This is a genomic window from Paracoccus yeei ATCC BAA-599, assembly GCF_000622145.1.
In the GTDB taxonomy this organism is placed as follows: Bacteria; Pseudomonadota; Alphaproteobacteria; order Rhodobacterales; family Rhodobacteraceae; genus Paracoccus; species Paracoccus yeei.
In genome coordinates this window covers 1-25,710 of sequence record NZ_KK211403.1, presented here as the reverse complement: position 1 = coordinate 25,710, position 25,710 = coordinate 1, and the positions used below count along the sequence as shown (strand labels likewise).

The following is a 25,710-nucleotide window of genomic DNA, read 5'->3' as shown; positions in this document are numbered from 1 at the left end:
CCGACCCGTCCCCCGTGCCATGCTGGCGCGGCAGTCCCGGAGGTTCGATGCGCCTGAAATCCCTGATCCTTGCGCTGGCGCTGTGCCTGCCGTCGCTTCCGGCGCTTGCGGCGGAATGCGTCGGCCGCAACCTGATCGACGCCTTGCCGGTCGAACGCGCAGCCGAACTGCGGGCGGCGACCGCCGCCGTGCCCTTTCATCACGGGCTGTTCTGGCGCGCGACCAAGGGCGACCAACGCATCACCCTGATCGGGACCTATCATTTCGACGACCCGCGCCATGACGCGATCCTGTCGCAGTTCGGCCCGGACCTCGACCGCGCCGCCGTCCTGCTGGTCGAGGCCGGCCCCGAGGAAGAGCGCCGCCTGTCCGAGGCGATGACCCAGGACCCCACGCTGATCGTCGATGCGACCGGCCCGACCCTGCCCGAGCGGCTGGCGCGGGACGAATGGCAGGCCCTGGCCCGCGCCCTCGAGGCGCGTGGCCTGCCTGCCGTCGTCGCAAGCCGCCTGCGGCCCTGGTATGTCGCGATGATGCTGGGCATCTCTCCCTGCATGATCGAGCAGGTCCAGGCCCGGGGCGATACCGGGGGGCTGGACCATCGGCTGGTCGCGCGGGCCCGCGCGGCGGGCGTGCCGGTGCGCGCGCTGGAGCCCTGGGACACCGTCTTTACCCTGTTCCAGGGCATGACGCCGCAAGAGGAAATCGACATGATCCGCGCGACCATGCCCGCCGCGGAATATGCCGACGATTACACGACGACCCTGACCGACGCCTATTTCAGCGGCGAAAGCTGGCTGATCTGGGAATTCGGCAAGATGGACGCCTATGACAACTCGGGCCTGCCGCGCGCCCAGGTGGACCGCCAGATGCAGCTGGCGCAGGACAAGCTGATGGACCGCCGCAACCGCGCCTGGATCGCCCCCATCGGGCAGGCGGCGGCGGATGCCGCGCGTCAGGGCAAGGGAATCGTGGTCGGTTTCGGCGCCTTGCATCTTCCGGGCGAGATGGGCGTTCTGTCGCTGTTGCAGCGGTCGGGCTGGACCATCGAGCCGATAGAGCCGCGGCTGGGAACCACAGGGAGAGGCACGGATGGCAGATGAGCTTTGGCAGGAGGAGCGCGATTTCTGGCTGGCCGGCAGCGCCGAGGCGGCGCGCAAGCTGGACGAGGGCTGCCTGATGGCCTTTGCGGCGACGGGCATCCTGACCCGGCGCAAGGTGGTCGAAACGCTCGCGAACGGCCCGCGCTGGCAGGAGGTCAGTTTCGCCGACCGCGCCTCGATCGAGACGGACGAGATCCGGGTGCTGGCCTATCGGGCCACCGCCCGGCGGGCCGGGGCCGAGACCTACCGTGCATTGTGCACCACCACCTGGGTCCGGCGCGAGGGCGGCGACTGGCGCATCGTCCAGCACCAGCAGACCCCGGTGCCGGCGTGACGCCGGCGAACGGCCCGGCCGTCCGGGTGACCCTGCCGCGATGATCGGCGACCTGCGGCGGCACCTGCGCTTCCTGATGGCCTTTGGCCTTGGGCTGGTGGCGGGGATGCTGGCGTTCCGCATGGCATGGCTCGACCGCCTGTTGATCTTTGCCGACGTGTTCTGCCTGGCCTATCTGGTGCTGGCTGCCTTGATGATGCGGCGCATGACGGTGCGCGACCTGCACCGCCACGCCGACGACGACGACGAGGGGATGCGCCTGATCGTGCCCCTGGCCGTGGGCGTCGTGGTGCTGAGCCTGTTCGCCATCCACATGACGCTGCGCGATCCTTCGGGCGGGTTTTCGCTGCGCCCCGCGCTGGCGATCCTGTCGGTGCCGCTGGGCTGGGCGATGATCCACACGGTCATGGCCTTTCACTATGCCAGCCTCTGGCACGCGCCAGCGCCCGGCGGCGGGCTGGCGCGGGGCCTGGACTTTCCCGGCCAGGGCAAGGGCGAACTGGCCGGGATCTGGGATTTCATCTATTACAGCTTCACCCTGGGGATGACGGCGCAGACCTCGGACGTGGCGGTGACCTCGACCGCGTTGCGGCGGGTGACCATCGTGCATTCGGGCCTGTCCTTCTTCTACAACGCGGTGCTGGTGGCGCTGACGGTCAACGCCGCCGTCAGCTTGGGTCAATAGACAAGCGCGGGCCCCCGGCCTATAAGTCCGGCGAAATTTCCGTTTCCTTCGCGAAGGTATCTCCATGATCAAGGTTTTCGGCCACAAGGCCCCCGACACCGATTCCACCGGCTCGCCCATCATCTGGGCCTGGTATCTTTCGGAAGTGCGCAAGGAGCCGGCGGTCGCCGTCCTGCAGGGCGAGCCGAACACCGAGGCCGCCTGGATGCTGTCGAAATGGAACCTGCCCAAGCCCGAGATCATCGCGGACGTTGCGGCGGGCGACAAATGCGTGATCGTGGACACCAACAACCCGGCCGAACTGCCCGCCTCGATCAACGAGGCCGACGTGATCGAGATCATCGACCACCACCTGCTGGCGGGCGGCGTCAAGACGCGGCTGCCGATCAACATCACCATCCGTCCGCTGGCCTGCACCGCGACCATCATGTTCGACCTGATGGGCGAAGAGGCCTATGCCCGCGCGCCGAAAGCGGTCAGGGGCGCGATGCTGACCTGCATTCTGTCCGACACGCTGGAGTTCCGCAGCCCGACCACCACCGCGCATGACCGCTGGGTGGCCGAAAAGATCGCCGCCGACCTGGGCGTGTCGATCCCGGCCTATGCGGCCGAGATGTTTGCCGCCAAGTCCGACGTGTCGGCCTTTACCGAGGAAGCCCTGCTGCGCATGGACAGCAAGGAATACGAGCTGGGCGGCAAGCAGCTGCGCGTCTCGGTCCTGGAAACCACCGCGCCGCAGGTGCTGCTGGACCGCAAGGGCGCGCTGATGGCCGCCATGCCCGCCGTCGCCGCCGCCGATGGCGCCGACGAGGTGCTGCTGTTCGTCGTCGATATCCTGAACGAGGAAGCGACGCTGCTGGTCCCGAACGACTTCGTCAGGCAGGTCGCCGAGAAAAGCTTCAACGCGACCGTCACCGGCGACACGGTCGTGCTGCCCGGCATCATGTCGCGCAAGAAACAGATCATCCCGGCGCTGGCCGTCTGATCCGAAAGGCACCCTGATGACGCAGATCATTTCCTCGCTGGCCGAGGTCGCCCTGAATTACGACGTGCTGTTCTGCGATCTGTGGGGATGCCTGCACAATGGCGTAGAGGCCTATCCGGCCGCCGTTGCCGCCCTGCGCGATTTCCGCGCGGGCGGGGGCCGGGTCGTCCTGCTGACGAACGCGCCGCGCCCCTGGCGCTATGTCGTCGATCAACTGGACCGCATGGCGGTGCCGCGCGACGCCTGGGACGTGGTGGTCAGCTCGGGCGACGCGGCGCAGGACGCGATGTTCGCGGGCGCGGTGGGCCGCAAGGTCTGGGCCGTGATGATGGCCAAGGACGAGGGCTTCTTCTCCGACATCCCTCCGGAATGGCAAGATGCCGAGCCGATCCAGCGCGTGGCCCTGGACGAGGCCGAGGGCATCGTCTGCACCGGCCTTTTCGACGAGGTGAACGAGACGCCCGAGGATTACCGCGCCCCCCTGATGCTGGCGCGCGAACGCGGGCTGAAGCTTCTGTGCGCGAACCCCGACGTGGTGGTGGACCTGGGCGAGACGCGGCTTTACTGCGCGGGCGCTCTGGCCGAATTCTATGAAAGCCTGGGCGGCACCTCGCTGTACTTCGGAAAGCCCCATCCGCCGATCTATGACCTGGCCCGCCGCCGCCTGGGTCTGGGCGACGATGCCCGCATCCTGGCCGTGGGCGACGGCATCGCGACCGACATCCCGGGCGCGGCGGGCGAGGGGATCGACGCGCTGTTCGTGACCGGCGGCCTGGCCTTCGACCAGTTCGGTGACGATGTGGAAAACCCGCTTCAGGAGAAGCTGGACGAATGGCTGGCCATGCGCGGTCACGCGCCCCGCTACAGCATCGGCCGCCTGCGCTAGGGTAACAAATAGTCGTTTGGTATAGGGTCTGCGATATTTTGTTGCTGACGGGTTCTTTTGCTGCTATGCAGCATCAGGGCAACCCGGGGGCATTGAATGATGCTGGACAATCTTCCACGCGGCACGATCGTCATCGAGGATCTTGAGGTGGGCATGATGCGCCATCTGCAAAAGGTCGTTACCGATGAGGACATCGAACTGTTTTCCCGGGTCTCGACCGACCGCAATCCGGTGCACCTGGACGACGCCTATGCCCAGGACACGATCTTCGAGGGGCGGATCGCGCATGGGATGCTGACCGCCAGCCTGATCTCGGCCGTGATCGGGGAACAGTTGCCGGGTCATGGCACGGTCTATCTGGGCCAGACGCTGAAATTCATGGCGCCGGTGCGGCCTGGCGATCTGGTCCGGGCCGAGGTCGCGGTCGAGGCCATCGACCATGCGAAACGGCGCGTGACCCTTGCAACCCGGTGCCTTGTCGGTGATACGGTCGTCCTGAAGGGCGAGGCGGTCGTTTTGGCCCCAAGCCGGAAATTCGACTGATCGGGCCGGAACGTGGCCCACCGGGGGCCTGATTGCGCATCCATCACGACTGGAAAGCCTTGCCGCCTGACGCCCGCGGGGCCAGCGTCGCCATGGGCAATTTCGACGGCGTGCATCTGGGACATCGCTCGGTGATCGACCTGGCGCGCGCGGCCTGCGACGCGCCCCTGGGCGTCGTCACCTTCGAGCCGCATCCGCGCCAGTTCTTTCAGCCCGACGCGCCGCCGTTCCGCCTGATGAACGCCGAGGCGCGCGCGAACAGGCTGGCGCGGCTGCAGGTCCAGCACCTTTACGAATTGCCCTTTGACGCTGTGCTGGCCGGGCTTTCGCCCGAGGATTTCGCCCGCGACGTGCTGGCCCAGGGCCTGGGCGTGCGCCACGTCACCGTGGGGGCGGATTTCCGGTTCGGCCACAAGCGGGCGGGCGATGCCCAGACATTGACCGAGCTTGGCGCCACTCTGGGGTTCGGCGTGACCGTAGCGCCGCTTCTGGGCGACGGCGAACGGGAATACAGCTCGACCGCGATTCGCGCGGCGCTGAGCGAGGGGCGGATGCGCGACGCCGAGGCGATGCTGGGTCACTGGCACCGCATCGACGGCGAGGTGCTGCACGGCGACAAGCGGGGCCGGGCCTTTGGCTATCCCACGGCGAACATGGCCGTCCAAGGGCTGCACCTGCCGCGCATGGGGGTCTATGCGGTCATGGTCGATGTGCTGACCGGACCCGAGCGCGGCGGCTACAAGGGCGTGGCGAACCTGGGCGTGCGCCCAATGTTTGGCGAGAATGTTCCGAACTTCGAGGTGCATATCTTTGATTTCCGCGCGGATCTTTACGGCCAGCACCTGTCCGTCGCGCTGGTCGAATACCTGCGCCCGGAGCTGAAGTTCGACGGCCTGCCGGCGCTGATCGCCCAGATGGACAAGGACAGCGCCCAGGCGCGCGAGATCCTGTCGGCCCGGTGATGCGCGAACGGTTCTGGGAACTGCCGCTGAAAAGCCTGAAGCCCGACGAATGGGAGGCGCTGTGCGACGGCTGCGGCAAGTGCTGCCTGAACAAGATCGAATACGAGGATACGGGCGAACTGGCCTTTACCCGCGTCGCCTGCAAGCTGCTGGACGGGCAGACCTGCCAATGCTCCAGCTATCGGAACCGGCATGACTTCGTTCCCGACTGCATCGTGCTGACGCCGAAGAAGCTGAAGGAAATCGCCTGGTGGCTGCCGGCGACCTGCGCCTATCGCCTGCGGGCCGAGGGCAAGCCGCTGCTGCCCTGGCACTACCTGATCTCGGGCGACCGCGAGTCGGTGCATCGCGCCGGGGCCAGCGTTCGCGGCTGGACGGTCAGCGAGCTGACCGTCACCGAGGACGATTGGGACGACTACATCATCGAGGACCAGTCATGAACTTTGCCTCTGACAACGCCTGGGGCGCGCATCCGGCGGTGCTGAAGGCCCTGTCCGATTGCAACGAGGGCGCGGTCGGGTCCTATGGCGCCGATCCCGTCACCGCCCGGGCCGAGGCGGCGATCCGCGATCTGCTGGACGCGCCTCAGGCGGTGGTGCGCTTTGTCGCCACCGGCACGGCGGCCAATGCGCTGGTCTGCGCGCAGCTGTCGCCGCCCTGGGGCCGGGTCTATTGCCACGACAGCGCCCATATCCACCGCGACGAATGCGCCGCGCCCGAGTTCTTTTCGCATGGCGCGAAGCTTGTGCCGATCCCGGGCGACCACGGCCGGATTGGGCCGGATGCCTTGGGCCAGGCAATCCGTGCAGGGGCCACGGGCAGCCTGAACGACGGCGCAGGCGCGCTGATGTCGATCACCAATGCGACCGAATGGGGCACGGTCTATGCGCCGGCCGATGTCGCGGCGCTGGCCGGGGTGGCGCGGGATGCGGGCCTGCGGCTGCATATGGACGGGGCGCGGTTCGCCAATGCAGTCGCGGGTCTAGACTGCGCGCCCGCCGATCTGGTGCGGGGCGTCGATGCGCTGTGCCTGGGCGGGACCAAGAACGGCGCGCTTGCGGCCGAGGCGGTGGTGTTCTTCGACCCCGCGCTGGCCCAGGGGTTCGATTACCGGCGCAAGCAGTCGGGCCATGTGTTTTCCAAGCAGCGCTATCTGGCCGCGCAGATGCTGGCGTTGATGACGGGTGGGCTGTGGCTTGATCTGGCGCGCCACGCCAACGCGATGGCGGCGCGGCTGGGGCAGGGGCTGGCACGGTCGGGGGCGGAATTGCTGGCCCCGGTGCAGGCGAACGAGGTCTTTGCCCGCATCGCCCCCGAGGCCCATGCAGCGGCGCGCGCGCAGGGTGCGGTCTATCACCTGTGGCAGGACGTGCCGCCCGGTCCGGGCGAGCCGGTCGCGATCCGGCTGGTGACAAGCTGGGCCACGCGCCCCGAGGATGTCGAGCGCCTGCTGGCCGCGATCGGCTAGGGCTGCAGCGCCTGCGCCAGCAGTTCCAGCGCATGATCCACGGTGGCTGCGCGCACGGCGGACCGGCCGATGGCGCCGAATTCCACGGTTTCGGTCCTGACGCCCCAGGCGTCCGCGACGCCAAAGCAGACCCGGCCCTCGGGCTTGTGCTCGGACCCGCCTGGGCCGGCGATGCCGGTGACCGAGACCGCGATGCCGGCGTGTGACCGCGCCAGCGCGCCGCGCGCCATCTCGGCCGCCACCTGTTCGCTGACCGCGCCATGCGCTTCCAGCGTGTCGGGGCGGACGCCCAGCATCTCGATCTTGGCGGCGTTGGAGTAGGTGACGAAGCCGCGCTCGAACGCGTCGGACGACCCCGGCACGTCGGTCAGCCGGCCCGCGACCAGGCCTCCGGTGCAGCTTTCGGTGGTGGCGATCATGACGCCGCGTCGGCGGGCCAGGTGCAGGACATCGGCGGGGTTGGTCACAGCATGGGCTCCAGCAGGCCATGGTACAGCCCCGCCAGAATGACCGAGACGATGCCCGCGAACAAGCCCGCCCACAGATCGTCCAGCATCAGCCCGGTCGCGTCGCCCCGCCGGTCCGCGCGCCCCACAAGCCAGGGCTTCCAGATGTCGAACAGCCGAAACAGCAGGAAGGGCGCGACATAGCCCGGCCAGGCGTCAAGGATCGAGACCCCGTGCCGCCACAGGGGGACGACGGTAAAGCTCATCGCCAGCCACTGGCCGGCCACCTCGTCGATGACGATCCAGGACGGGTCCTTGTCGGCGCTGCCCGCCAGCACGCGCGGCACCGCCCAGAAGCCGAGGACGGTGGCCAGCAGAAAGCCCGCGGGGACCAGCAAGGGGTGCAGGAACACGCAGGCCAGCACGCCCAGCAGGACGGCGGCGGCCGAACCCCAGGTGCCCGGCGCGGGTTTCAGCCAGCCGATGCCGAACAGGGTCGCGATCATCCGGTCCATGTCAGCCTCCGATCAGGGTGGCGGTGGCGATGGCGGCGATGCCCTCCTCGCGCCCGGTAAAACCCAGCCGTTCGCTGGTGGTGGCCTTGACGCTGATCCGGTCAGGGTCGGTGCCCGTGATCTCGGCCAGCCGGGCCTGCATGGCGGCGGCATGGGGCCCGACCTTGGGGCGCTCGCAGATTAGCGTCACGTCGGCATTCGACAGCCGATAGCCCATCGAGCGCGCCAGATCGGCGGCGTGGCGCAGGAAGATGTGACTTTCCGCCCCCTTCCATTGCGGGTCCGACGGCGGAAAGTGCCGCCCGATGTCGCCCTGCGCCAGCGCGCCATAGATCGCGTCGGTCAGCGCGTGCATGCCGACATCCGCGTCCGAATGGCCCAGCAACGCGCGGTCGTGCGGGACGCGCACCCCGCACAGCCAGACGTGATCGCCCGCCGTGAAGGCGTGAACGTCGAAACCATTGCCAAGGCGGATGTCCATCGCGTTCCCCAGTATCCGTTCGGCCCGGGCGAAATCGCCGGGCCATGTCAGTTTCAGGTTGTCTTCGTCGCCCGGCGTCACGCTGACGGCAAGCCCGGCGCGCAGGGCCAGTTCCACATCGTCCGCCGCGCCCTCCGGGAAGGCGCGATGCGCGACCAGGATCGGGGCCAGTGCAAAGCCCTGCGGGGTCTGGGCGCGAAACAGCCCCTCGCGGCTGGCGGTGGCGGTGACCTGCCCACCCTCGGCCCGCCACAGCGCGTCCGACACGGGCAGCGCAGGCGCGGCGGCCTGGGCGCCCGCCTGCAGCGCATCGACCACGCCCCGGATCACAGCGTCCGACACCAGCGGCCGGGCGCCGTCGTGGATCAGCACATGGGTGATGTCGCTGCCCTCAAGCGTTTCCAGCGCCGCCCGGATCGAGGCGCTGCGCGTCTCGCCTCCGGCGACCAGCACCACGGGGCCCGCGATTTCGGCCAGCGCCCGGTCCATGTCCTGCGGGGCTACGGTCACGATGATGCGCGAAAACCCCGCGAAGGCGCGGATGCTGCGGGCCAGCGCGCTGTCGCGGCCCAGCTTGCGCCACTGCTTGGGCAGGTCGCCGCCCGCCCGGGTGCCGCGTCCGGCGGCGGTGATGATTGCGGCATAGGTGCGGGGTATCGTCATGGCGCCATGCTTTAGGCGAGCCGGGCGCGGCTGGCAATCGCGGCGGGCGGGGCGCGGCGCTTTTCCCACGCGGGGCGTTGGATCCGCTCTCGGTTCTGCTTATAAGGTGCTGGCACAATCCCGAAACAGAGGTTTCCCATGTCCCATCCCGCCGTCGATCCCGCCAAGGATGCCGCCGCCCGCGCTGCCGTGGCGCTGGTGGAAAGCGGTATGAAGCTGGGGCTGGGAACCGGCTCGACGGCGAAGGTCTTTGTCGACCGCCTGGCCGAGCGCGTCCATGCCGAGGGGCTGGACCTGCGCTGCGCCGCCACCTCGAAGGCGACGGCCGAACAGGCGCGCGGCCTGGGGCTGGTCGTGCTGGAGCTGGACGACCTGGGCTGGCTGGACCTGACCGTCGACGGCGCGGACGAGGTTGACCCCGACCTGAACCTGATCAAGGGCGGCGGCGCGGCGCATCTGCGTGAAAAGATCGTCGCGACCGCGTCCGACCGCATGGTGGTGGTGGCCGATCCGGGCAAGGTCGTGGACCGGCTGGGGGCCTTCAAGCTGCCGGTCGAGGTGATTCCCTTTGGCTGGACGACGACCCGCACCCGCATCGTCCGCGCCCTGGCCGAGCTTGAGATCGAGGACTGCCCCATCATCCTGCGCGAACGCGAGGGCCGTCCCCTAATCACGGACGAGGGCAACCTGATCCTGGACCTGGCGCTTGGCCAGATCGCCGACGCGCAGCGCCTGGCGCGCACGCTTTCGGGCATCGCGGGCGTCGTCGAACACGGGCTGTTCCTGAACATCTGCAGCCTGGCGATCATCGGCTGCCCCGACGGGACGGCCACGGAACTGCTGCGCGAGGACCTGGAATGACCTTCGACTATGACCTGTTCGTCATCGGCGGCGGCTCGGGCGGGGTGCGCGCGGCCCGGATCGCGGCGGGCGAATACGGCGCCCGCGTCGCCCTGGCCGAGGAAAGCCGCATGGGCGGCACCTGCGTCATCCGCGGCTGCGTGCCGAAAAAGCTGATGATCTTTGCCAGCCAGGCCGAGGCGCTGGCGGCCGAGGCGCGCGGCTTTGGCTGGACCCAGGCGACGGCGGGGCTGTTCGACTGGCAGGCCTTCCGCCACAAGCTGGACGGCGAACTGACCCGGCTGGAAGGGGCCTATACTGGCGGGCTGGTCGCGGCCAATGTGGACATCCACAAGGCGCGGGCCCGGCTGGCCGACGCCCATACGGTCGAATTGTCGAACGGCCAGCGCCTGACGGCCAAGCACATCCTGATCGCGGTCGGCGGGCGGCCGCAGCGCCCCGGCATTCCGGGCGAGGAACTGGGCCTGATCTCGGACGATCTGTTCCTGATGGAGGACCTGCCGGGCCGGGTGCTGGTCGTCGGCGGCGGCTTCATCGCCTGCGAATATGCGACCATCCTGGCGGGCCTGGGGTCGCGGGTGACCGTCGCCTATCGCGGCGATGCGATGCTGCGCGGCTTCGACGCCGAGATGCGCCGCTTTGCGACCGAGCAACTGCGCATGATCGGCGTCGATCTGCGGCTCGAGACCGATCCCGCGCGCCTCGACCGGCGGGACGGGGCCGTGCGCGTGACCTTTCGCGGCGGCGACACGGATGATTTCGATCACGTCATGTTCGCCACCGGCCGCGTGCCGAACACGGCAGGGCTCGGGCTTGATGAACTGGGCGTGGCGCTTGGCCCTCGGGGACAGGTGCTGGTCGACGAATGGTCGCAAAGCTCGGTCCCGTCGATCTTTGCGGTGGGCGACGTGACGGACCGGGTGAACCTGACGCCGGTCGCCATCCGCGAGGGACATTGCTTTGCCGACACCGTCTTTGGCGCACGGCCGCGCAAGGTGGATCACAGCCTTTTCGGCGCTGCCGTCTATACCCGCCCGCACGAGGTCGCCAGCATCGGCCTGACCGAGGAAGAGGCCGGCCAGCGCGGTCCGCACGACGTCTATGTCGCAAGCTTCCGGCCCATGCGGTCGCTGTTTGCCGGCTCGGACGCGCGCGCCGTGATGAAGCTGATCGTCGAGGCCGGGGGCGGCAGGGTCGTCGGCTGCCACATCTTCGGCCCCGAGGCGGGCGAGATGATCCAGCTGGTCGCCATTCCCCTGGGCATGGGCGCGACCAAGGCGCAATTCGACGCGGCCATCGCGGTGCATCCGACCCTGGCCGAGGAATTGGTGACGATGCGCCGGCCCGCGCGTCACATCGGCATGGGCGGTTCTGACAAAACCGTTGGCGCGGCTTGATTTTCGGTGCTTTCGCACCAGTTACACCCTGAGCGAACCATAAACTGCAGACGAGGCGAGAGACACGCATGGCGGGACAAGGCCCCTGGGGCGGCGGAGGAGATGACGGCAAGGGCGGCAAGGAGCCGCCGCAGGGGGGCCAGCGGCCCTGGGGCAGTGCCGGCGGCAATCAGGGGGATCGCAACCCGGGGCCGCAGGGCCCGCGCCGGGGCGACCAGCGGCCCGAGATCGAGGATCTGGTGCGCAAGGGCCAGGACAAGCTGCGCGTGCTGATGGGCGGCAAGGGACCGGGCGGCCCGCGCGGCGGTCCGGGCGGCCCGCGCCGTCCCTCGGGCTTCCAGATGAGCCGGGGGTCCTGGGGGCTGGTGGGCCTTGGCGCCGTCGCGGTCTGGGCCTTCATGTCCTTCTATACCGTCAACCCCGAGGAACGCGCCGTCGAACTGCTGTTCGGCCGCCCCTTCGCCACCGCGGACGAGGGCCTGAACTTTGCCCCCTGGCCGGTCGTCCGGGCCGAGGTCGTCTCGGTTTCGGGGGAACGCACGACGGAAATCGGCACCGGCCGCGCCGGTCCGATGGATTCGGGCCTGATGCTGACCCGCGACCAGAACATCGTGGACATGGCCTATCAGGTCGTCTGGAACATCTCGGACCCCGAGAAATACCTGTTCAACCTGGCCGACCCCGAGGACACGATCCGCGCAGTGGCCGAATCCGCCATGCGCGACATCGTGGCGCGCTCGGAGCTGGCGCCGATCCTGAACCGCGACCGCGGCACCATCGCCGAGGACCTGAAGCTGGCCGCGCAATCGACGCTGGACGCCTATGAGTCGGGGATCAACGTGGTGCGGGTGAACCTGGACCGCGCCGACCCCCCGCGCGAGGTGATCGACAGCTTCCGCGAGGTGCAGGCCGCCCAGCAGGAACGCGACCGGCTGGAAAAAGAGGCCGACGCCTATGCCAACCGCGTCCTGGCCAATGCCCGAGGCGAGGCCGCCGCCCTGATCGAACGCGCCGAGGCCTATCGCGCCGACGCCGTGAACACCGCCGAGGGCGAGGCCGCGCGCTTCATCTCGGTCCATGACGAATATATCAAGGCCCCCGATGTGACACGCCGCCGCATGTATCTGGAAACGATGGAGAAAGTCCTGGGGCAGGCGAACAAGGTGCTAATCGACGGTCAGGCCGGGCAGGGCGTCGTGCCCTATCTGCCGCTTGACCGCCTGCGTCCCGGCCAACCCGCCGCAACCAATACGCCGAACGGGGGGAACCAGTGATGAACCGTGCGATCTCGATGCTGCTGCTGCCCTTCCTGATCGTGGTGGCGGTGCTGGTCATGGCCTCGGTCTATATCGTCGACGTGCGCCAGAAGGCGCTGGTCCTGCGCTTCGGTGAAGTGGTGGACGTGCGCGAAAACCCCGGCCTGGGCCTGAAGGTGCCCTTCATCGACCAGGTGGTGCGCTATGACGCGCGCATCCTTGGCATCCCGACCCCGCCGATGGAGGTGACGCCGCTGGACGACCGTCGCCTGGTGGTCGATGCCTTCGCCCGCTGGCAGATCACGGACGTGGTGCAGTTCCGCCGCGCCACCGCCGCAGGGGGCGTGCAGTTCGCCCAGCAGCGGCTGGCCGACATCGTGACGAACGCGATCCGGCAGGTGCTGGGCTCGGTGCCCTCGACGACGGTGCTGTCGGACGACCGCACGCCGCTGATGAACCAGATCCGCGACCTGGCCCGGCAGAACGCCGAGGATTTGGGTGTGCGCGTCATCGACGTGCGCCTGACCCGGACCGACCTGCCCGAGCAGAACCTGAACGCCACCTATGCCCGGATGCGCGCCGAACGCGAGCGCGAGGCCGCCGACGAGATCGCCCGCGGCGGCGAAGCGGCGCAGCGCGTGCGCGCCGCAGCCGACCGGACCGTGGTGGAACTGACCTCGGAAGCCCGCAAGAAGGCCGAGATCGTGCGCGGTGAGGCCGATGCCCGCCGCAACGCGATCTATGCCGCAGCGTTCGGCCGCGACCCCGAGTTCTTTGCCTTCACCCGGTCGATGACGTCCTATGAACGGGCGCTGCGCGGGGAAAACAGCTCGCTGGTGATCCAGCCCGAGGGCGAGTTCTTCGATTATCTGAAAAGCGACGGGGCCGAGCGCGCCAACCCGGTGCCGGCGGCGGCTGCGGCCGCGCTGTCGGTCGTCGCGCCCGCACCCGCCGTGGTGCCGGCGGCGACCGAGGCCGACGTGCCGCCGTCGGAGACGAACCGCGAGGGCGAGCCCCTGGGCGAGGCGGCGGGCGTCACCCTGACCCCGATGCCCGAAGTGCTGTCGAGCCCACCGCAGGAACAAAGCGTGGTTCCGACGACGCCCGCGAACTAAGCCGGGGTGACAAAAGAAAGGGGGCGGGGCGGCGGTCCCGCCCTTTTCGTTCAGCCTTCGCCGGCAGGTGGGGGCATGACGGGGCGGGGCCTAGTTCCAAGCTCGGGACCCACGCCCGGCGGGCCCAGCGGCGACCACAGGGCGCGCGGGTCCTGCACGGGGGATTCCTCGATGTCGACGGAATGGCTGCTGGCCTGCCGCCCCTCCAGCCGCAGCATGCCGGCGACCGGGGCCACCTCGTCATAGTCGCGGCCGAAACCGATGTCGATGTGATCGCCCAGCGCGAAGCAGGCGTTGGTCGGATCATAGTCGATCCATCCGGTTTCCGTTCCGCACCAGGCGCGCACCCAGGCATGGGTTGCATCCGCCCCCACAAGCCGCGGCTGGCCGGGCGGCGGCAGGGTGCGCAGATAGCCCCCGACATAGGCCGCCGGCAGGCCCAGGCTGCGCAGCGCCCCGACCATGATCTGGGCAAAGTCCTGGCAGACCCCGCGCCGCATCTCGAAGGCCTGGGCCGGGGGCGTGTTCACGTCGGTGGCCTTGCCGTCGAAGGTTATGTGCCGATGCAGCGCAAGGCCCAGCATCTCGAGCGCCTCGCGGGCGGTAGCGGCCTTGGCGGTCGCCTGCCGCGCGAAGGCCGCGACGGCGGGCATCGGCGGGATCCGCTCGGTCGGGGCCAGGAAATGATGCGGCGAGGCCGCATCCAGCGTCTTGTAATGGGCGATTTCGGCCGGCAGGTGGGACAGGGTGGCGGAAATGTCCAGGCCGGGGTCGTGGCCGATGCGCTCGACCTCGGCATCCAGCACCAGCTCCAGTTCGCTCAGGCCCGGAGGCATGACCAGTTCGATCACCCGCGTGCCGTAGAAATCGCGGAACTCGGCCGTCTCGTCGGGGTCGGGCTCGATGCTGACCTCGGCGCGCAGCAGCGTCTGGATGCCGGGAATGACGGCCGGCAGGATGCGGAACAGCTGCCGTCCCGCGCCCGCCGGGCGGTCGAATTCATAGCGGAACGCCACCTGCATGGAATAGATCGTCACCGCAGATACGCCTCGGTCAGAAGGTCGGAGAGGTCGGCGATGGCGATGCGCAAGTCGTTCAGCGCCAGGGTCGTCAGGGTTTCGGGCGTGTGGGTCGCGACATCGGTCTGCAGGCGCAGCATGGCGCGGCCCAGTTCGGAATATTCGCCGTGGCGGGCGGCACCGGGCAGTTGCTCGATCTGCGCCATCATGTGGTCGACCTGATGGCGCAGCGACCGCGGGTTCAGCGGGTCCAGCATCAGCAGATCGATCACGGTCTCGCGCGAGGTCGAGACGCTGAAACGGCGGCGGTGGGTCAGCACGCTGTCGCCCAGTTCGACGCACAGGTCCAGCGCGCCGGGCGGGGCGGTGTCGTCGGCCAGCGCCGCGACCACGGCCGTCATGCCCGAGGCGCGTTCGTGCATCCGGCCGAGTGTCAGGAAGCGCCAGCCCAGAAAGCGGTACATGTTTTCGTGCACCAGCCCCGAAAATCCCGCCAGCTTGCGCAGCAGCGCCGACAGCGCCCGCGCCGCGTCGTCCCCGGCGGACACCTTGCCGGCCATGCGCCGCGCGCTTTTTTCAAGGTCGGTCAGCGCCGACCAGCCATCGGGCGAAAAGCGGTCGCGGACCTGCCCGGCGCTTCCGACGGCGGCGGCCAGCGTGTCGATCAGCCCCGTCGGCAGCGGCCGGGCAGGGTCGATGCCATAGCTTGCCAGAAGGGCGTCGATCACCTCTTGCAGGGGCAGGGCGCCGCGTCCGCTTTCGGCCAGGCGGATGTGGCGCGCGCGCAAAAGCCGGACGATGCCTTCGGTCCGTTCGACATAGCGCCCCATCCAGAACAGGTTGTCGGCCGCCCGCGACGGCAGCGCGCCGGGGGCCGAGCGGCGGAACGGCCCCTTCCGGGGCGGCGCCATGGTGACGGCGGGCACATCCGTGGGGCTGACGATCCAGACATCGGCCGCCGCCCCGCCGCGCTGCATGGCCAGCGCCGTGGGCTCGGCCGAGACGCCGACGCGGGCAAAGCCGCCGGGCATGACCTGCCAGCCCTGCCGGGTGCGCGCCAGAAACACCCGCAGGCCAAGCGGGCGCGGCACGATCCGCCCCTCGACCAGGGCGGGCGTGGTGGACAGGGTGACGGTTTCCTGCGCGACAAGCTCGGGCCCTTCGGCGGCAAGCAGGCGTTCCAGTTCCGCGCGCGGCAGGCTTGAGGCAAGCGTCGCCGACCCGCTTTCAAAGGGCAGGGCGGTGGCAAGCGCCTGGCTGAGCGCGAGGCGCTTGGGGTCCTCCAGGACCACGGCGCGTTCCGCCGCGCCCCCCAGCCACCAGGTCGCGATGTTCGGCATCGCCAGCGGCGCTCCGGTCAGAAGCGGCGCGAGCTTGGGCAGGAACGCCATCATCGCCCGGGTTTCAAGCACGCCCGAGCCCAGCGCGTTCACCATCGTCACGCCGCCGTGGCGCAGGGCCGAAACCATCCCCGGCGTGCCGATGCGCGAAGCGGGGTTCAGCTCCAGCGGGTCGGTATAGTCGCCGTCCATCCGCCGCCACAGGATGTCGATGGGCCGCAGTCCCGACACGGTGCGCACCATCAGCCGGCCTTGCGCGACCACCAGGTCGTCGCCCTGCACCATCGTAAAGCCCAGGTAGCGCGCGATCCAGGCGTGTTCGTAGTAGGTTTCGTTCAGCGGTCCCGGGGTCAGGATCGCGATGCGGGCGTCGCGGTCGCTGCGTTCGTCCATCAGCGCGTCGCGAAAGTCGCGAAAGAACCCCGCCAGCCGGTGGACGTTCTGATTGTCGAACACGTCGCTGAACGCGCGCGAGGTCGCCACACGGTTTTCCAGCGCATAGCCTGCGCCCGACGGTGCCTGCGTCCGGTCCGACAGGACCCACCATTTGCCATCCGGGCCGCGCCCGATGTCGAAGGCCACGAAATGCAGGTAATGCCCGCCGCGTGGGCGCACGCCCACCATCGGGCGCAGCCATTGCGGGTTCGCCGCGACCAGCCGCGGCGGCAGATGGCCCGAGGCGACCAGCCGGTTCTGCCCGTAAAGATCGGCCATTACCGCCTCAAGCAGGTCGGCGCGCTGGATCAGGGCGGCGCTGACCTCGGTCCAGTCGCGCTCGGCGATCAGAACCGGGATGTGGCTCAGCGGCCAGGGCCGCTCGGTCGAGGTGCCGGTGTCGTACTGGCGATAGAACACCCCCGAGTCGCGCAGATACTGGTCGGCGCGGGTCAGGGCGCGGGCCATGCCTTCGGGCGAAAAGCGCCGCAGGTGGCGCAACAGCGGGCCCCACAGCGGCCGCAACCGCCCGTCCGGGCGCATCAGCTCGTCCGGGACGCCGGGCGGCGGACGATAGTCGGCCAGCCCCAGGTCAAGACCCTCGGGCCGCGGCGGCGCCACGCTGGCTGATGTCGCAGGTTCCATGCCCCCGACTAGAGGCCCTGGGGCCGGCGCAGGTCAAGCGTCATGGGAAACTCGGGCGAAAAACGCTCGGCCTGTGGCTGGAAACCGTAGCCCGGCGTATGGCCCGAGGGCTGGAAGCGCGCCAGCCTGCGGGCTTCGGCCTCGTTGCTGTTCACGGGGAAGGTGTCGTAGTTGCGCCCGCCGGGATGGGCGACGTGATAGGTGCAGCCGCCCAGCGACATGTTCGACCAACTGTCGAAGATGTCGAATGTCAGCGGCGCGTCGACCCGCAGCACCGGATGGATGGCCGAGGCCGGCTGCCAGGCCTTGTAGCGCACGCCGGCGACCGACTCGCCCCCGCCCACGTCGCGCATGGGCATGGGCCGGCCGTTGCACAGCACCAGATAGCGCCCGGGGTCCGCCGTGGTCAGCCTGGCCTGCAGCCGTTCGGTCGAACTGTCGGTATAGCGCACCGTGCCGCCGATGGCGCCGGTTTCGCCCAGCACGTGCCAGGGTTCCAGCGCCTGCCGGATTTCAAGGTGGGTGCCTTCGTATTCGACCTCGCCGCAGAAGGGAAAGCGGAACTCCAGCTGCGCCTTGAACCATTCCTCGCGCAGCGGAAAGCCGTGCTGGGCCAGGTCGCGCAGCACGTCGCGGAAATCCTGCCAGACATAGTGCGGCAGCATGAAGCGGTCGTGCAGCGCCGTGCCCCAGCGGGTCAGCGGCCCCTGCGCAGGGCTGGCCCAGAACCGCGCGATCAGGGCCCGGATCAGCAGTTGCTGGGCCAGGCTCATGCGCGGGTCGGGCGGCATCTCGAAGCCGCGGAATTCGACCAGGCCCAGGCGGCCGGTGGGGCCGTCGGGGGAGTAAAGCTTGTCGATGCAGATTTCGGCGCGATGCGTGTTGCCGGTCACGTCGGTCAGCATGTTGCGCAGCAGGCGGTCGACCAGCCAGGGCTGCGGCGGCATCCCCGCGCCGGGCGTCGGGATCTGGGCCAGCGCGATCTCCAGTTCGTAAAGCGCATCGTGGCGCGCCTCGTCGATGCGCGGGGCCTGGCTGGTCGGGCCGATGAACAGGCCCGAGAACAGATAGCTGAGCGACGGGTGCCGATTCCAGTGCAGGATCAGGCTGGCCAGCAGGTCGGGCCGTCGCAGGAAGGGGCTGTCCATCGTCGTATGGCCGCCGACCACGACATGGTTGCCGCCGCCGGTGCCGGTATGCTTGCCGTCGATCATGAACTTGTCGGCGCCCAGACGGGACTGGCGCGCCTCGTCATAGACGGCGGTGGTGATGTCGACGCAATCCTGCCAGCCGTGGGCGGGGTGGATGTTGACCTCGATCACGCCGGGATCGGGGGCGACGCGGATCACGTTCAGGCGCGGGTCCTGCGGCGGCGGATAGCCTTCGATGTGGATCCGCAGCCCCAGGCGCAGGGCGGCCGCCTCGGCCGCGTGCAGCAGGTCCAGGTAATCCTCGAGCATGGTGACCGGCGGCATGAAGACGCACAGCCGGCCATCGCGCGGCTCGACCGTCAGGGCGGTGCGGACATGGCCCTCGATCTCGGCCGCGGTTTGGCCGGGCATGGCCTGCTGGGGCGGGCTGGCGATGAAGCTGGCCATGGGCTGGGTCCGGCGCGCGGGGTGGGCCGCCGTGGGCGGAGGCAGATCCGGCCGGGGAACGGTCGGGTCCATCGGGTTGACATAGGGGTATTCGGCGGGCGTCAGATGCGGCAGACTGCTCAGCGGCAGGCGATAGCCCGCGGCGCTGTCGCCGGGTGTCAGATAGACCTTGCCGCGCCGCAACCGCCAGCGTTCCGAAAACCACTTTCGCCCGCCGGCCCGCGCCTGCCAGGGCTGGACCGGCAGGACGAAGCCCACCGGCTGGTTCAGGCCGCGGTTGAAGACCTGGGCGATGCGGTGACGCTCCTCGGGGTCCTTGAGCTTGCTGTTCTCGGGGCTGACGTTCTCGGGCAGGTTCGCCTCGCGCAGCAGCCATTCGGCGGGGTCTTCATAGGCGGGCAGGATATTGTCCTGCGGCACGTCCAGCTCGGCCGCGATCTCGCGCAGCAGTTCCTGGGATTGCAGGGGCGTGGCCTGCTGGTCCACGCCCTCGGCCGCGATCAGGTCGGGGTTCTGCCAGATCGGCTGGCCGTCGCGGCGCCAATACAGCGAAAAGGTCCAGCGCGGCAGGCTTTCGCCGGGATACCACTTGCCCTGGCCGTAATGCAGGAAGCCGCCCGGCGCAAAGCGCGTGCGCAGCCGGCGGATCAGCTGGTCGGCCAGGGCGCGCTTCTGCGGGCCCACCGCGTCGGTGTTCCATTCCGCGCTTTCGAAATCGTCGATCGAGACGAAGGTGGGCTCGCCCCCCATGGTCAGGCGCACGTCGCCTTCGGCCAGCGCCTGATCGACCTTGAGTCCCAGCGCGTTCAGGTCCTGCCACGCCTCGTCGGAAAAGGGTTTGGTGATGCGCGGATGCTCGGCCACCCGGCGGATGCGCATGTCGAAGTCGAAGGCGGTTTCCGCCGTGCCGTAGAACCCGCCCGAGATCGGCGCCGCGTTGCGGTAATGCGGCGTCGCGGCCAGCGGAATATGGCTTTCCCCGGTCAGCAGCCCCGAGGTCGGGTCCAGCCCGATCCAGCCCGCGCCGGGAATATAGACCTCGGCCCAGGCGTGCAGGTCGGTGAAGTCGTGGTCGGTCCCCGAAGGCCCGTCCAGCGCCTGCAGGTCGGGCTTCAGCTGGATCAGATAGCCCGAGACGAAGCGCGCGGCAAAGCCCAGATGGCGCAGCGCCTGCACCAGCAGCCAACTGCTGTCACGGCAGGACCCGCTGGCGGCGGCCAGGGTTTCCTCGGGCGTCTGGACGCCGGGCTCCATGCGGATGGTATAGTTCACCCGTTGCGAGATCTGGCTGTTCAGCCAGACGATGAAGTCGGTCGTGCGCCGGCTGTCGCGCGGAATGGCGTCCAGCAGGCCCTGCAGCAAGGGTCCGGCGGGCTCGGGCCGGCGATAGATCACCAGTTCTTCAAGCAGCTCCTCGGGGTAGTCAAAGGGCCATTGCTCGGCGCTTTCCTCGGTGAAGAAGTCAAAGGGGTTGTAAACGGTCATGTCGGCGACCAGGTCGACCTCGATCTTCAGCTCGCGCACCGGCTCGGGGAACACGAAACGCGCCAGCCAGTTGCCGAACGGGTCCAGCTGGTGGTTCACGAAATGCCCGCCCGGGCTGACCTTGAGCGAGTGGGAAATCACCCGCGTGCGCGACCAGGGCGCCGGGCGCAGCCGGATCACCTGCGGCCCCAGGATCACGGGCCTGTCGTAGGTGTAGTGGGTCAGGTGATAGATACCGGCTTTGATCGACATGGCCCCTCTGCCTTGTTGCCTTTGTCACTGGGTAACAGTGCCTGCCGCGACAGCAAATGTCGCCTGCCGTTTTGCGCCCGGCTTCGGAACGCTGCGAAGGATTGCCTGCCGTGGCGGCACCGAAGCGCCGGTTGCTGCCCGGCAGACGGGCAGATCAGCGCGGCAGGTCCTGCACCACCGGCAGGCCGGCGGCGCGCAATTCGTCTTCGGCGATCTCGCGCTGCCATTCGCGCCAGATCGACACCAGCAGCGCCATCAGCACCGGGCCGACGAACAGGCCGACCAGGCCCATCGTCTTGACCCCGCCCACCAGGCCGAAGAACGTGGGCAGGAAGGGCAGCTTGACCGGGCCGCCGACCAGCATCGGGCGGATCGTCTTGTCCACCACGAACAGTTCGCACGCGCCCCAGGTGACCAGCGCCAGCCCCGCCACCGGCGCCCCGCTGGCCGCCAGATAGATCGACACCAGCGTAAAGCACAGCGGCGCCCCCCCGGGTATCAGCGCCATGAAGCCCGTGATGACCCCCAGCGTCACCGGAGATGGCACGCCCGCGATCCAGTAGGCGGTGCCCAGGATCACGCCCTCTCCGATGGCGATCAGAGTCATGCCGGTCACGGTCGAACTGATGGTGGCCGGCACCACGCGCGACAGCCGATCCCAGCGTTCGGGCAGGATGCGGGTGCCGACGCGGTCCAGTTGCGCCACGATCCGGTCGCCATCGCGATACAGGACGAACAGCGTGATCAGCAGGAACAGCAGCGTCAGGAACAGGTGGAAGGCCAGCGACCCCGCCGTCAGCGTGCCGCGCCAGATGGTGCCGATGTTCGACCCCGACACCGCCTGCACGATTTCGCTGATGCCGCCCGGGTGGCCGATATAGGTGCGCCACTGTTCGTCCAGCCAGGGTCCGATCTGGGGCAGCTCGACCATCCAGCCGGGCGTGGGCGCGCCGGCGGCATTCACCAGGAACGCCCAGCTGATCCAGTCCCTGAGTTCGCGGAAGGCATAGACCAGCGCCATGGCGATGGGCACGACCAGAAAGCAGACCAGCACCAGCACCATCACCGAGGCGGTGATCGTGCGCCCCATCCGCTCGACCCCCCGGCGGCGCAGGGGCCAGCTGGCAAGCGCGATGACCGTGGCCGCCAGCACCGGCACCAGGAAGCCGTGGAAGAAATAGACCGAGGCCAGCACGATCGCCAGCAGCAGCCAGCGCGCCGCCGAGACATTGGTCAGAAGCGGTGGGCGGTGGGCACGCAACCCGGTTGCCTGCACCGTCCGCCTGGCGGGATTGTCGGGGCCTGCTGCTGCCTCGTTGGTCTTCATCGTCCTCGCCCAGATATGCAGCCTACATCAACGCAGATCGCCCCGGGCTGCAAGCGGGGAATCGGTGCTTATCAGTCCAGGGCAGGGTGACACGGCGATGACGCCGCGCTATACCGTTCGCCACCAAGGGGAGTCCCGGCAAGGGGCTGAGAGTTCGCTGGCGTCCCGAAACGGGCGGCGCGATGACCCTTAGAACCTGATCCGGATCATGCCGGCGAAGGGATGGGAGAGATGCGCCTGCCTGACGCCGGCCTCACCTGCGAGGCCGAACGATGACGAACCAAGGTCTCGCCCGCCAAGGGAAAGGGCGACCTATGACCGAACGCTTCACCGAAACCCTGCGCCGCGCCAGCGAGCCCGAATGGTCGGCCGCCGTGCAGCACCGCTTCGTGCGCGAGCTGTGCGACGGCACCATCCCGGACGCGGTGATGGGCGCCTATCTGGTGCAGGATCACCGTTTCCTGGACGCGTTCCTGACGCTGCTGGGGGGCGCCATCGCCTCGGCCGACGGTTTCCAGGCGCGGCTGCGCCTTGGCCGCTTTGCCGGCATGGTCTCGGGTGACGAGAACGACTATTTCCTGCGCAGCTTCGCGGCGCTGGGCATTTCGGATGCGGCGCGGGCCGCGATCCCCGACAGCGCGCCGACGGCCGGGTTCCAGGCGATCATGCGCGAGGCGGCGGCGACGCGGTCCTATGCGGCGATCCTGGCGGTGCTGACCGTGGCGGAATGGCTGTATCTCGACTGGGCGTCGCGCGCCCCCCGGCCCCTGCCCGGGACCTTCGTCCATGCCGAATGGATCACCCTGCACGACAACCCGTTCTTTCGCGACTTCGTGGCCTTTCTGCGGGACGAGCTGGACCGCGTGGGACCGGGGGCCGAAGCCCAGGCGCGGGATTTCTTCACCCGCGCCGTCGCCTTGGAGCGCGCCTTCTTCGACGCGGCCTATACCAGCGCGTCCTGAGCGGTCGCCAGCGCGAGCCCGTCGACCACGGCGGTGAAGGCATCCGAACGGTCCAGCCGGGCCTGCGGGCACAGCGCCCGCATGGCCTCGGCCACCAGCCCCATCAGGCTGGAGCCGCCGACCAGGATCACGCTGCCGACCTGCGCGGGCGCGATGCCCGCCAGGTCCAGGGTCTGGCGCGCGGCCCGGGACAGGTCCCCGGCATGGGCGGCAAGGGCGGCGCCCATGCTGTCCGGGGTGACCGGGCGGCGCAGGCCGGGCTCGATGAAACCCATGGCGATCCAGGCGTCGCCGCCGCCGTTCGCCGCGATCTTGCCGCGCTCGACCGCAAAGGCCAGCTCATGGCCCAGCTCGTCCTCGAGCACGGTGACAAGCCGCTCCATCGCGGGGCGGTCCTGGGCCACCCGGACCATGTCGGCCGCCATGCGCCGCGTCTCGGGCGTGTAAAGGAACGGGATGCGCGCCCAGGTCGCAAGGTCCGAATAGACCCCGTTCGGCACCGGCAGCAGCCCCGGACCCATCTGCCGGCGCAGCGAACCGCCATGGCCCAGCGCGGGCATGGCATGGGTCATCGACACGGCATGGTCGAAATCCGTCCCGCCCAGCCTTATGCCATGGCTGGCAAGGATGCGCGGCCCCGTGCCCTCATGCCGGAACACCGAAAAGTCCGAGGTGCCGCCGCCGATGTCCACGACCAGCCCGGGCGCGCCGGCAAGGCCCAGCCCATGGGCGGCCAGAGCCGCGGCCTCGGGTTCGGGCAGGAAATCGACCTCGGCAAAGCCCGCCGCCAGATAGCAGGCCCGCAGATCGGCCTGCGCCTGCGCGTCGCGCGCCGGGTCGTTGGAATGGAAATGCACCGGCCGGCCCGACAGGGCACGGGTGAAGCGGCGGCCCGTCGCCGCCTCGGCCCGGGCCTTCAGCACGGTCAGGAAATCGGCGATGATGCCGGCAACCGTACGCCTTTCCCCGCCGATCAGCCGCGATTCGTGCAGCAGGGGGGTGCCCAGCACGCTTTTCAGCGCGCGCATGTAGCGGCCCTCGTCGCCCGCGATCAGCGCCTCGGCGGCGGCGGTCCCGATCCGCATGGCGCCCCGGCGCGGGAAGAACACGGCGGTCGGCAGGGTCTCGGCCCCTTCCTCGATGGGAAGGCGGCGGATGCGGCCGTTCTCGATCACGGCGGCGGCGCTGTTCGACGTGCCGAAGTCGATGGCCAGGATGTCGTCCTGCATGGCAACCCCTTTCGGAAAAGCCCGGGCTGATAGCGGCAATCGCGCCGCTGGGCAAGCTATTCCGCCGGGTCACGCGCCGGGGGCAGGGCGGGGTTGCGCGGGCTGGTGGGCGGGCCCGCCTCGGTCGTGACGGACGCGGCCTCGGCGGTGTGGCCGTCCAGATCCGCCATGACATGCAGCTTGCGCCAGCCGCCGTGCAGGTAAAGCACCGTCGCCATCAGCATGGTCGCGACCATCGCCGCGGGAAAGCTGAGCCACAGCGCATCGACCCCCAGCCTGTCGCGCAGGCCCAGGGCGACGCCCAGCCGGACCGGGTACAGCGATACGGTCAGGATGATCAGCGGCCAGAGCACCTGGCCGTTGGCCCGGATGGTGCCGAACAGCACCATGCTGACCCCGAAGGCCACGAAGGCCCAGGTCGCCAGCCGGCCGATGTGCTGGCCGATGGCGATGGCGGGGCTTTCGGCGCCCAGGAACAGCCCCAGCGCGGCCCGATCCGCGATCAGCAGGACAAGGACCAGCCCGCCGGTCAGCAGAAAGTTGAAGACAATGCCCGCCCGGGTGATCTGCGACACCCGGTCCCAGCGGCCGGCGCCGATGTTCTGCGCGGCCATCGCGCTGACCGCCGCGCCCAGGGCCATGGCCGGCATCTGCACATAGGTCCACAGCTGCTGCGTCGCGCCGAAGGCCGCGGTCGTGTCCACCCCTTCGCGATTGACCAGCGAGATCATCGTCAGCATGGCCGAGGACACCACCACCATCTGCAAGCCCATGGGCAGGCCCTTGGACAGCATCAGCCGCAGCACGGGGGGCGCCGGGATCAGCAGCCGCAGGTCCGGCCCGGCCAGCCGCAGCGGATTGCGCCGCAGATACAGGTATCCGACCATCGCGATCAGGCTGACATAGTTCGCGACCGCCATCGCAAAGGCCGAACCTCCGATCCCCATGCGCGGGGCAGGCCCCATCCCAAGGATGAAGACGGGGTTCAAAACCACATCAAGAATGACGGCCAAGCCCATGAAGATCAAGGGCGTCACCGCATCCCCCGTGCCGCGCAGCGCCATCATCAGCATGGTCTGCAGCAGGATTGCCGGCATGGCGAAGAAGGTCACCCGCAGGAAGTCGCGGGCCAGCGGCGTGATCTCGGGTCCCGTGCCCAGCAGCGCCAGCACCTGCGGCGCCAGAAACCAGCCCGCGACCGAGATGAGGATGGCGAGCGGCGCGAAGGTGCCCACGGCGGTGCCGACCACCTCGCGCGCGGCGGCGATGTCGCGCCGGCCCACGGCCTGCCCGATCAGGATGGTCGAGGCCATGCCGAAGCCGAAGACGAAGGCCGTCAGCAGGAACATGATCAGGTTGCCGTTCGTCGTCGCGGCCAGCGCGTTCTCGCCCAGAAGGCGCCCGACCCAGACCGCGTCGATCGAGCCGTTGGCCGATTGCAGCACCGACGATCCCAGCGTGGGCAGCGCGAAGGCAAGCAGCGTCGCATAGATCGGTCCGCTGGTCAGATCGGTGCCCTGTCTCATCTGCCTCGTCTCTCTGCGGCCGCGGCCCGGGCGTCAGGATGCGCGGCCAGCGCGCAAGGGCAAGGGCGAAACCGCAAGGCTTTGCGAAACCCGGGCCCTAGCAGGCTGCTGAAATAGTCGTTTCTCGACGCGGTTTGCAGAACATGATTCATCACTGGCAGGAAGACAGTGGGAGTGATCATGCGCGGAGCG

Annotated in this window: 23 protein-coding genes and 1 riboswitch; of the genes, 14 read left to right on the top strand and 9 right to left on the bottom strand. The window is 69.2% G+C overall.

From position 1 onward, the window contains the following. The first annotated feature begins 47 nt into the window (after positions 1-47). The 9 genes from BU28_RS23930 to BU28_RS0119600 all read left to right on the top strand — a co-directional run bounded on the left by BU28_RS23930 (position 48) and on the right by BU28_RS0119600 (position 6,966). Positions 48-1,103, top strand: coding sequence for a TraB/GumN family protein (locus BU28_RS23930; protein WP_051578337.1), 1,056 nt, complete (start codon positions 48-50; stop codon positions 1,101-1,103). Beyond that, positions 1,093-1,437 (top strand): DUF4440 domain-containing protein, encoded by a 345-nt coding sequence (locus BU28_RS0119635; RefSeq protein WP_028720932.1) that lies wholly within the window; start codon positions 1,093-1,095, stop codon positions 1,435-1,437. The genes BU28_RS23930 and BU28_RS0119635 overlap by 11 nt, the downstream gene beginning before the upstream one ends. A gap of 40 nt (positions 1,438-1,477) precedes the next feature. Continuing rightward, complete coding sequence (locus tag BU28_RS0119630) at positions 1,478-2,122, top strand: DUF1345 domain-containing protein (protein ID WP_028720931.1); 645 nt, start codon at positions 1,478-1,480, stop codon at positions 2,120-2,122. A gap of 64 nt (positions 2,123-2,186) precedes the next feature. Further along, positions 2,187-3,107: a manganese-dependent inorganic pyrophosphatase gene (locus tag BU28_RS0119625; RefSeq protein WP_028720930.1), complete on the top strand. Its 921-nt coding sequence runs from the start codon at positions 2,187-2,189 to the stop codon at positions 3,105-3,107. Between the two features lie 16 nt (positions 3,108-3,123). Then, on the top strand, positions 3,124-3,993 hold the full coding sequence (locus tag BU28_RS0119620) for a TIGR01459 family HAD-type hydrolase (protein ID WP_028720929.1): 870 nt from the start codon (positions 3,124-3,126) through the stop codon (positions 3,991-3,993). 99 nt (positions 3,994-4,092) lie between these two features. Then, positions 4,093-4,536, top strand: coding sequence for a MaoC family dehydratase (locus BU28_RS0119615; RefSeq protein ID WP_028720928.1), 444 nt, complete (start codon positions 4,093-4,095; stop codon positions 4,534-4,536). 32 nt (positions 4,537-4,568) lie between these two features. Continuing rightward, positions 4,569-5,498 (top strand): bifunctional riboflavin kinase/FAD synthetase, encoded by a 930-nt coding sequence (locus tag BU28_RS0119610; protein WP_028720927.1) that lies wholly within the window; start codon positions 4,569-4,571, stop codon positions 5,496-5,498. Continuing rightward, positions 5,498-5,938 carry a YcgN family cysteine cluster protein gene (locus BU28_RS0119605; RefSeq protein ID WP_028720926.1) on the top strand — a complete coding sequence of 147 codons (441 nt, stop codon included), beginning with the start codon at positions 5,498-5,500 and terminating at the stop codon, positions 5,936-5,938. Before BU28_RS0119610 ends, BU28_RS0119605 begins: the two co-directional genes overlap by 1 nt. Beyond that, complete coding sequence (locus tag BU28_RS0119600; RefSeq protein WP_028720925.1) at positions 5,935-6,966, top strand: threonine aldolase family protein; 1,032 nt, start codon at positions 5,935-5,937, stop codon at positions 6,964-6,966. Before BU28_RS0119605 ends, BU28_RS0119600 begins: the two co-directional genes overlap by 4 nt. Here BU28_RS0119600 and BU28_RS0119595 read toward each other — a convergent pair. From BU28_RS0119595 to BU28_RS0119585, 3 genes are read right to left on the bottom strand one after another with little or no spacing between them, the layout of a single operon-like run. Continuing rightward, on the bottom strand, positions 6,963-7,433 hold the full coding sequence (locus BU28_RS0119595; RefSeq protein WP_028720924.1) for a CinA family protein: 471 nt from the start codon (positions 7,431-7,433) through the stop codon (positions 6,963-6,965). The two genes, BU28_RS0119600 and BU28_RS0119595, sit on opposite strands and share 4 nt — an antisense overlap. Beyond that, a complete protein-coding gene (locus tag BU28_RS0119590; protein ID WP_028720923.1) occupies positions 7,430-7,927 on the bottom strand; it encodes a phosphatidylglycerophosphatase A family protein in 498 nt (165 codons plus the stop codon). The genes BU28_RS0119595 and BU28_RS0119590 overlap by 4 nt, the downstream gene beginning before the upstream one ends. A 1-nt stretch (position 7,928) precedes the next feature. Further along, entirely contained in the window at positions 7,929-9,071 is a 1,143-nt protein-coding gene (locus BU28_RS0119585) for a bifunctional 2-C-methyl-D-erythritol 4-phosphate cytidylyltransferase/2-C-methyl-D-erythritol 2,4-cyclodiphosphate synthase (RefSeq protein ID WP_028720922.1), read from the bottom strand. 138 nt (positions 9,072-9,209) lie between these two features. Here BU28_RS0119585 and rpiA point away from each other — a divergent pair, with 138 nt between their 5' ends. The 4 genes from rpiA (at position 9,210) to hflC (ending at position 13,700) form a co-directional block, all read left to right on the top strand. Then, positions 9,210-9,932, top strand: coding sequence for a ribose-5-phosphate isomerase RpiA (rpiA, locus tag BU28_RS0119580; RefSeq protein ID WP_028720921.1), 723 nt, complete (start codon positions 9,210-9,212; stop codon positions 9,930-9,932). Next, the gene (gorA, locus tag BU28_RS0119575; protein ID WP_028720920.1) at positions 9,929-11,329 is read left to right on the top strand and encodes a glutathione-disulfide reductase; all 1,401 of its coding nucleotides are present in this window, start codon (positions 9,929-9,931) and stop codon (positions 11,327-11,329) included. The genes rpiA and gorA overlap by 4 nt, the downstream gene beginning before the upstream one ends. A gap of 68 nt (positions 11,330-11,397) precedes the next feature. Further along, positions 11,398-12,603: an FtsH protease activity modulator HflK gene (gene hflK, locus BU28_RS0119570; RefSeq protein WP_028720919.1), complete on the top strand. Its 1,206-nt coding sequence runs from the start codon at positions 11,398-11,400 to the stop codon at positions 12,601-12,603. Continuing rightward, positions 12,603-13,700, top strand: coding sequence for a protease modulator HflC (gene hflC, locus BU28_RS0119565; protein ID WP_028720918.1), 1,098 nt, complete (start codon positions 12,603-12,605; stop codon positions 13,698-13,700). Before hflK ends, hflC begins: the two co-directional genes overlap by 1 nt. Before the next feature lie 50 nt (positions 13,701-13,750). Here hflC and BU28_RS23925 read toward each other — a convergent pair whose 3' ends face one another. The 4 genes from BU28_RS23925 to BU28_RS23920 form a co-directional block, all read right to left on the bottom strand. Beyond that, on the bottom strand, positions 13,751-14,737 hold the full coding sequence (locus BU28_RS23925; protein ID WP_233145066.1) for a transglutaminase family protein: 987 nt from the start codon (positions 14,735-14,737) through the stop codon (positions 13,751-13,753). Next, positions 14,734-17,139 carry a circularly permuted type 2 ATP-grasp protein gene (locus BU28_RS0119555; protein ID WP_028720917.1) on the bottom strand — a complete coding sequence of 802 codons (2,406 nt, stop codon included), beginning with the start codon at positions 17,137-17,139 and terminating at the stop codon, positions 14,734-14,736. The genes BU28_RS23925 and BU28_RS0119555 overlap by 4 nt, the downstream gene beginning before the upstream one ends. Positions 17,140-17,147: 8 nt before the next feature. Further along, positions 17,148-20,474: a transglutaminase family protein gene (locus BU28_RS0119550; RefSeq protein WP_028720916.1), complete on the bottom strand. Its 3,327-nt coding sequence runs from the start codon at positions 20,472-20,474 to the stop codon at positions 17,148-17,150. 154 nt (positions 20,475-20,628) lie between these two features. Next, entirely contained in the window at positions 20,629-21,801 is a 1,173-nt protein-coding gene (locus BU28_RS23920) for an AI-2E family transporter (RefSeq protein WP_080620381.1), read from the bottom strand. A gap of 116 nt (positions 21,802-21,917) precedes the next feature. Further along, a riboswitch (TPP riboswitch) is annotated at positions 21,918-22,041 on the top strand. A gap of 74 nt (positions 22,042-22,115) precedes the next feature. Here BU28_RS23920 and BU28_RS0119540 point away from each other — a divergent pair. Beyond that, the gene (locus BU28_RS0119540; protein WP_028720915.1) at positions 22,116-22,763 is read left to right on the top strand and encodes a TenA family protein; all 648 of its coding nucleotides are present in this window, start codon (positions 22,116-22,118) and stop codon (positions 22,761-22,763) included. Here the strand turns inward: BU28_RS0119540 and BU28_RS0119535 are convergent. Continuing rightward, positions 22,745-23,992: an Hsp70 family protein gene (locus BU28_RS0119535; protein WP_028720914.1), complete on the bottom strand. Its 1,248-nt coding sequence runs from the start codon at positions 23,990-23,992 to the stop codon at positions 22,745-22,747. The genes BU28_RS0119540 and BU28_RS0119535 overlap by 19 nt on opposite strands. A 56-nt stretch (positions 23,993-24,048) precedes the next feature. Continuing rightward, positions 24,049-25,518, bottom strand: coding sequence for an MATE family efflux transporter (locus tag BU28_RS23915; RefSeq protein ID WP_036763785.1), 1,470 nt, complete (start codon positions 25,516-25,518; stop codon positions 24,049-24,051). Positions 25,519-25,710: the final 192 nt, after the last annotated feature.

Excerpts from the sequence above, each read along its gene's own strand:
- BU28_RS0119600 (WP_028720925.1), top strand. The coding sequence starts at position 5,935 with ATGAACTTTGCCTCTGACAACGCCTGGGGCGCGCATCCGGCGGTGCTG.
- BU28_RS0119615 (WP_028720928.1), top strand. The coding sequence starts at position 4,093 with ATGCTGGACAATCTTCCACGCGGCACGATCGTCATCGAGGATCTTGAG.
- BU28_RS0119555 (WP_028720917.1), bottom strand. The coding sequence starts at position 17,139 with ATGGAACCTGCGACATCAGCCAGCGTGGCGCCGCCGCGGCCCGAGGGT.
- gorA (WP_028720920.1), top strand. The coding sequence starts at position 9,929 with ATGACCTTCGACTATGACCTGTTCGTCATCGGCGGCGGCTCGGGCGGG.
- hflK (WP_028720919.1), top strand. The coding sequence starts at position 11,398 with ATGGCGGGACAAGGCCCCTGGGGCGGCGGAGGAGATGACGGCAAGGGC.
- BU28_RS0119630 (WP_028720931.1), top strand. The coding sequence starts at position 1,478 with ATGATCGGCGACCTGCGGCGGCACCTGCGCTTCCTGATGGCCTTTGGC.
- BU28_RS0119590 (WP_028720923.1), bottom strand. The coding sequence starts at position 7,927 with ATGGACCGGATGATCGCGACCCTGTTCGGCATCGGCTGGCTGAAACCC.
- BU28_RS0119540 (WP_028720915.1), top strand. The coding sequence starts at position 22,116 with ATGACCGAACGCTTCACCGAAACCCTGCGCCGCGCCAGCGAGCCCGAA.
- BU28_RS0119535 (WP_028720914.1), bottom strand. The coding sequence starts at position 23,992 with ATGCAGGACGACATCCTGGCCATCGACTTCGGCACGTCGAACAGCGCC.
- BU28_RS0119605 (WP_028720926.1), top strand. The coding sequence starts at position 5,498 with ATGCGCGAACGGTTCTGGGAACTGCCGCTGAAAAGCCTGAAGCCCGAC.
- BU28_RS23930 (WP_051578337.1), top strand. The coding sequence starts at position 48 with ATGCGCCTGAAATCCCTGATCCTTGCGCTGGCGCTGTGCCTGCCGTCG.
- BU28_RS0119620 (WP_028720929.1), top strand. The coding sequence starts at position 3,124 with ATGACGCAGATCATTTCCTCGCTGGCCGAGGTCGCCCTGAATTACGAC.
- BU28_RS0119550 (WP_028720916.1), bottom strand. The coding sequence starts at position 20,474 with ATGTCGATCAAAGCCGGTATCTATCACCTGACCCACTACACCTACGAC.
- BU28_RS0119635 (WP_028720932.1), top strand. The coding sequence starts at position 1,093 with ATGGCAGATGAGCTTTGGCAGGAGGAGCGCGATTTCTGGCTGGCCGGC.
- BU28_RS0119585 (WP_028720922.1), bottom strand. The coding sequence starts at position 9,071 with ATGACGATACCCCGCACCTATGCCGCAATCATCACCGCCGCCGGACGC.
- hflC (WP_028720918.1), top strand. The coding sequence starts at position 12,603 with ATGAACCGTGCGATCTCGATGCTGCTGCTGCCCTTCCTGATCGTGGTG.
- rpiA (WP_028720921.1), top strand. The coding sequence starts at position 9,210 with ATGTCCCATCCCGCCGTCGATCCCGCCAAGGATGCCGCCGCCCGCGCT.
- BU28_RS0119625 (WP_028720930.1), top strand. The coding sequence starts at position 2,187 with ATGATCAAGGTTTTCGGCCACAAGGCCCCCGACACCGATTCCACCGGC.
- BU28_RS23915 (WP_036763785.1), bottom strand. The coding sequence starts at position 25,518 with ATGAGACAGGGCACCGATCTGACCAGCGGACCGATCTATGCGACGCTG.
- BU28_RS23920 (WP_080620381.1), bottom strand. The coding sequence starts at position 21,801 with ATGAAGACCAACGAGGCAGCAGCAGGCCCCGACAATCCCGCCAGGCGG.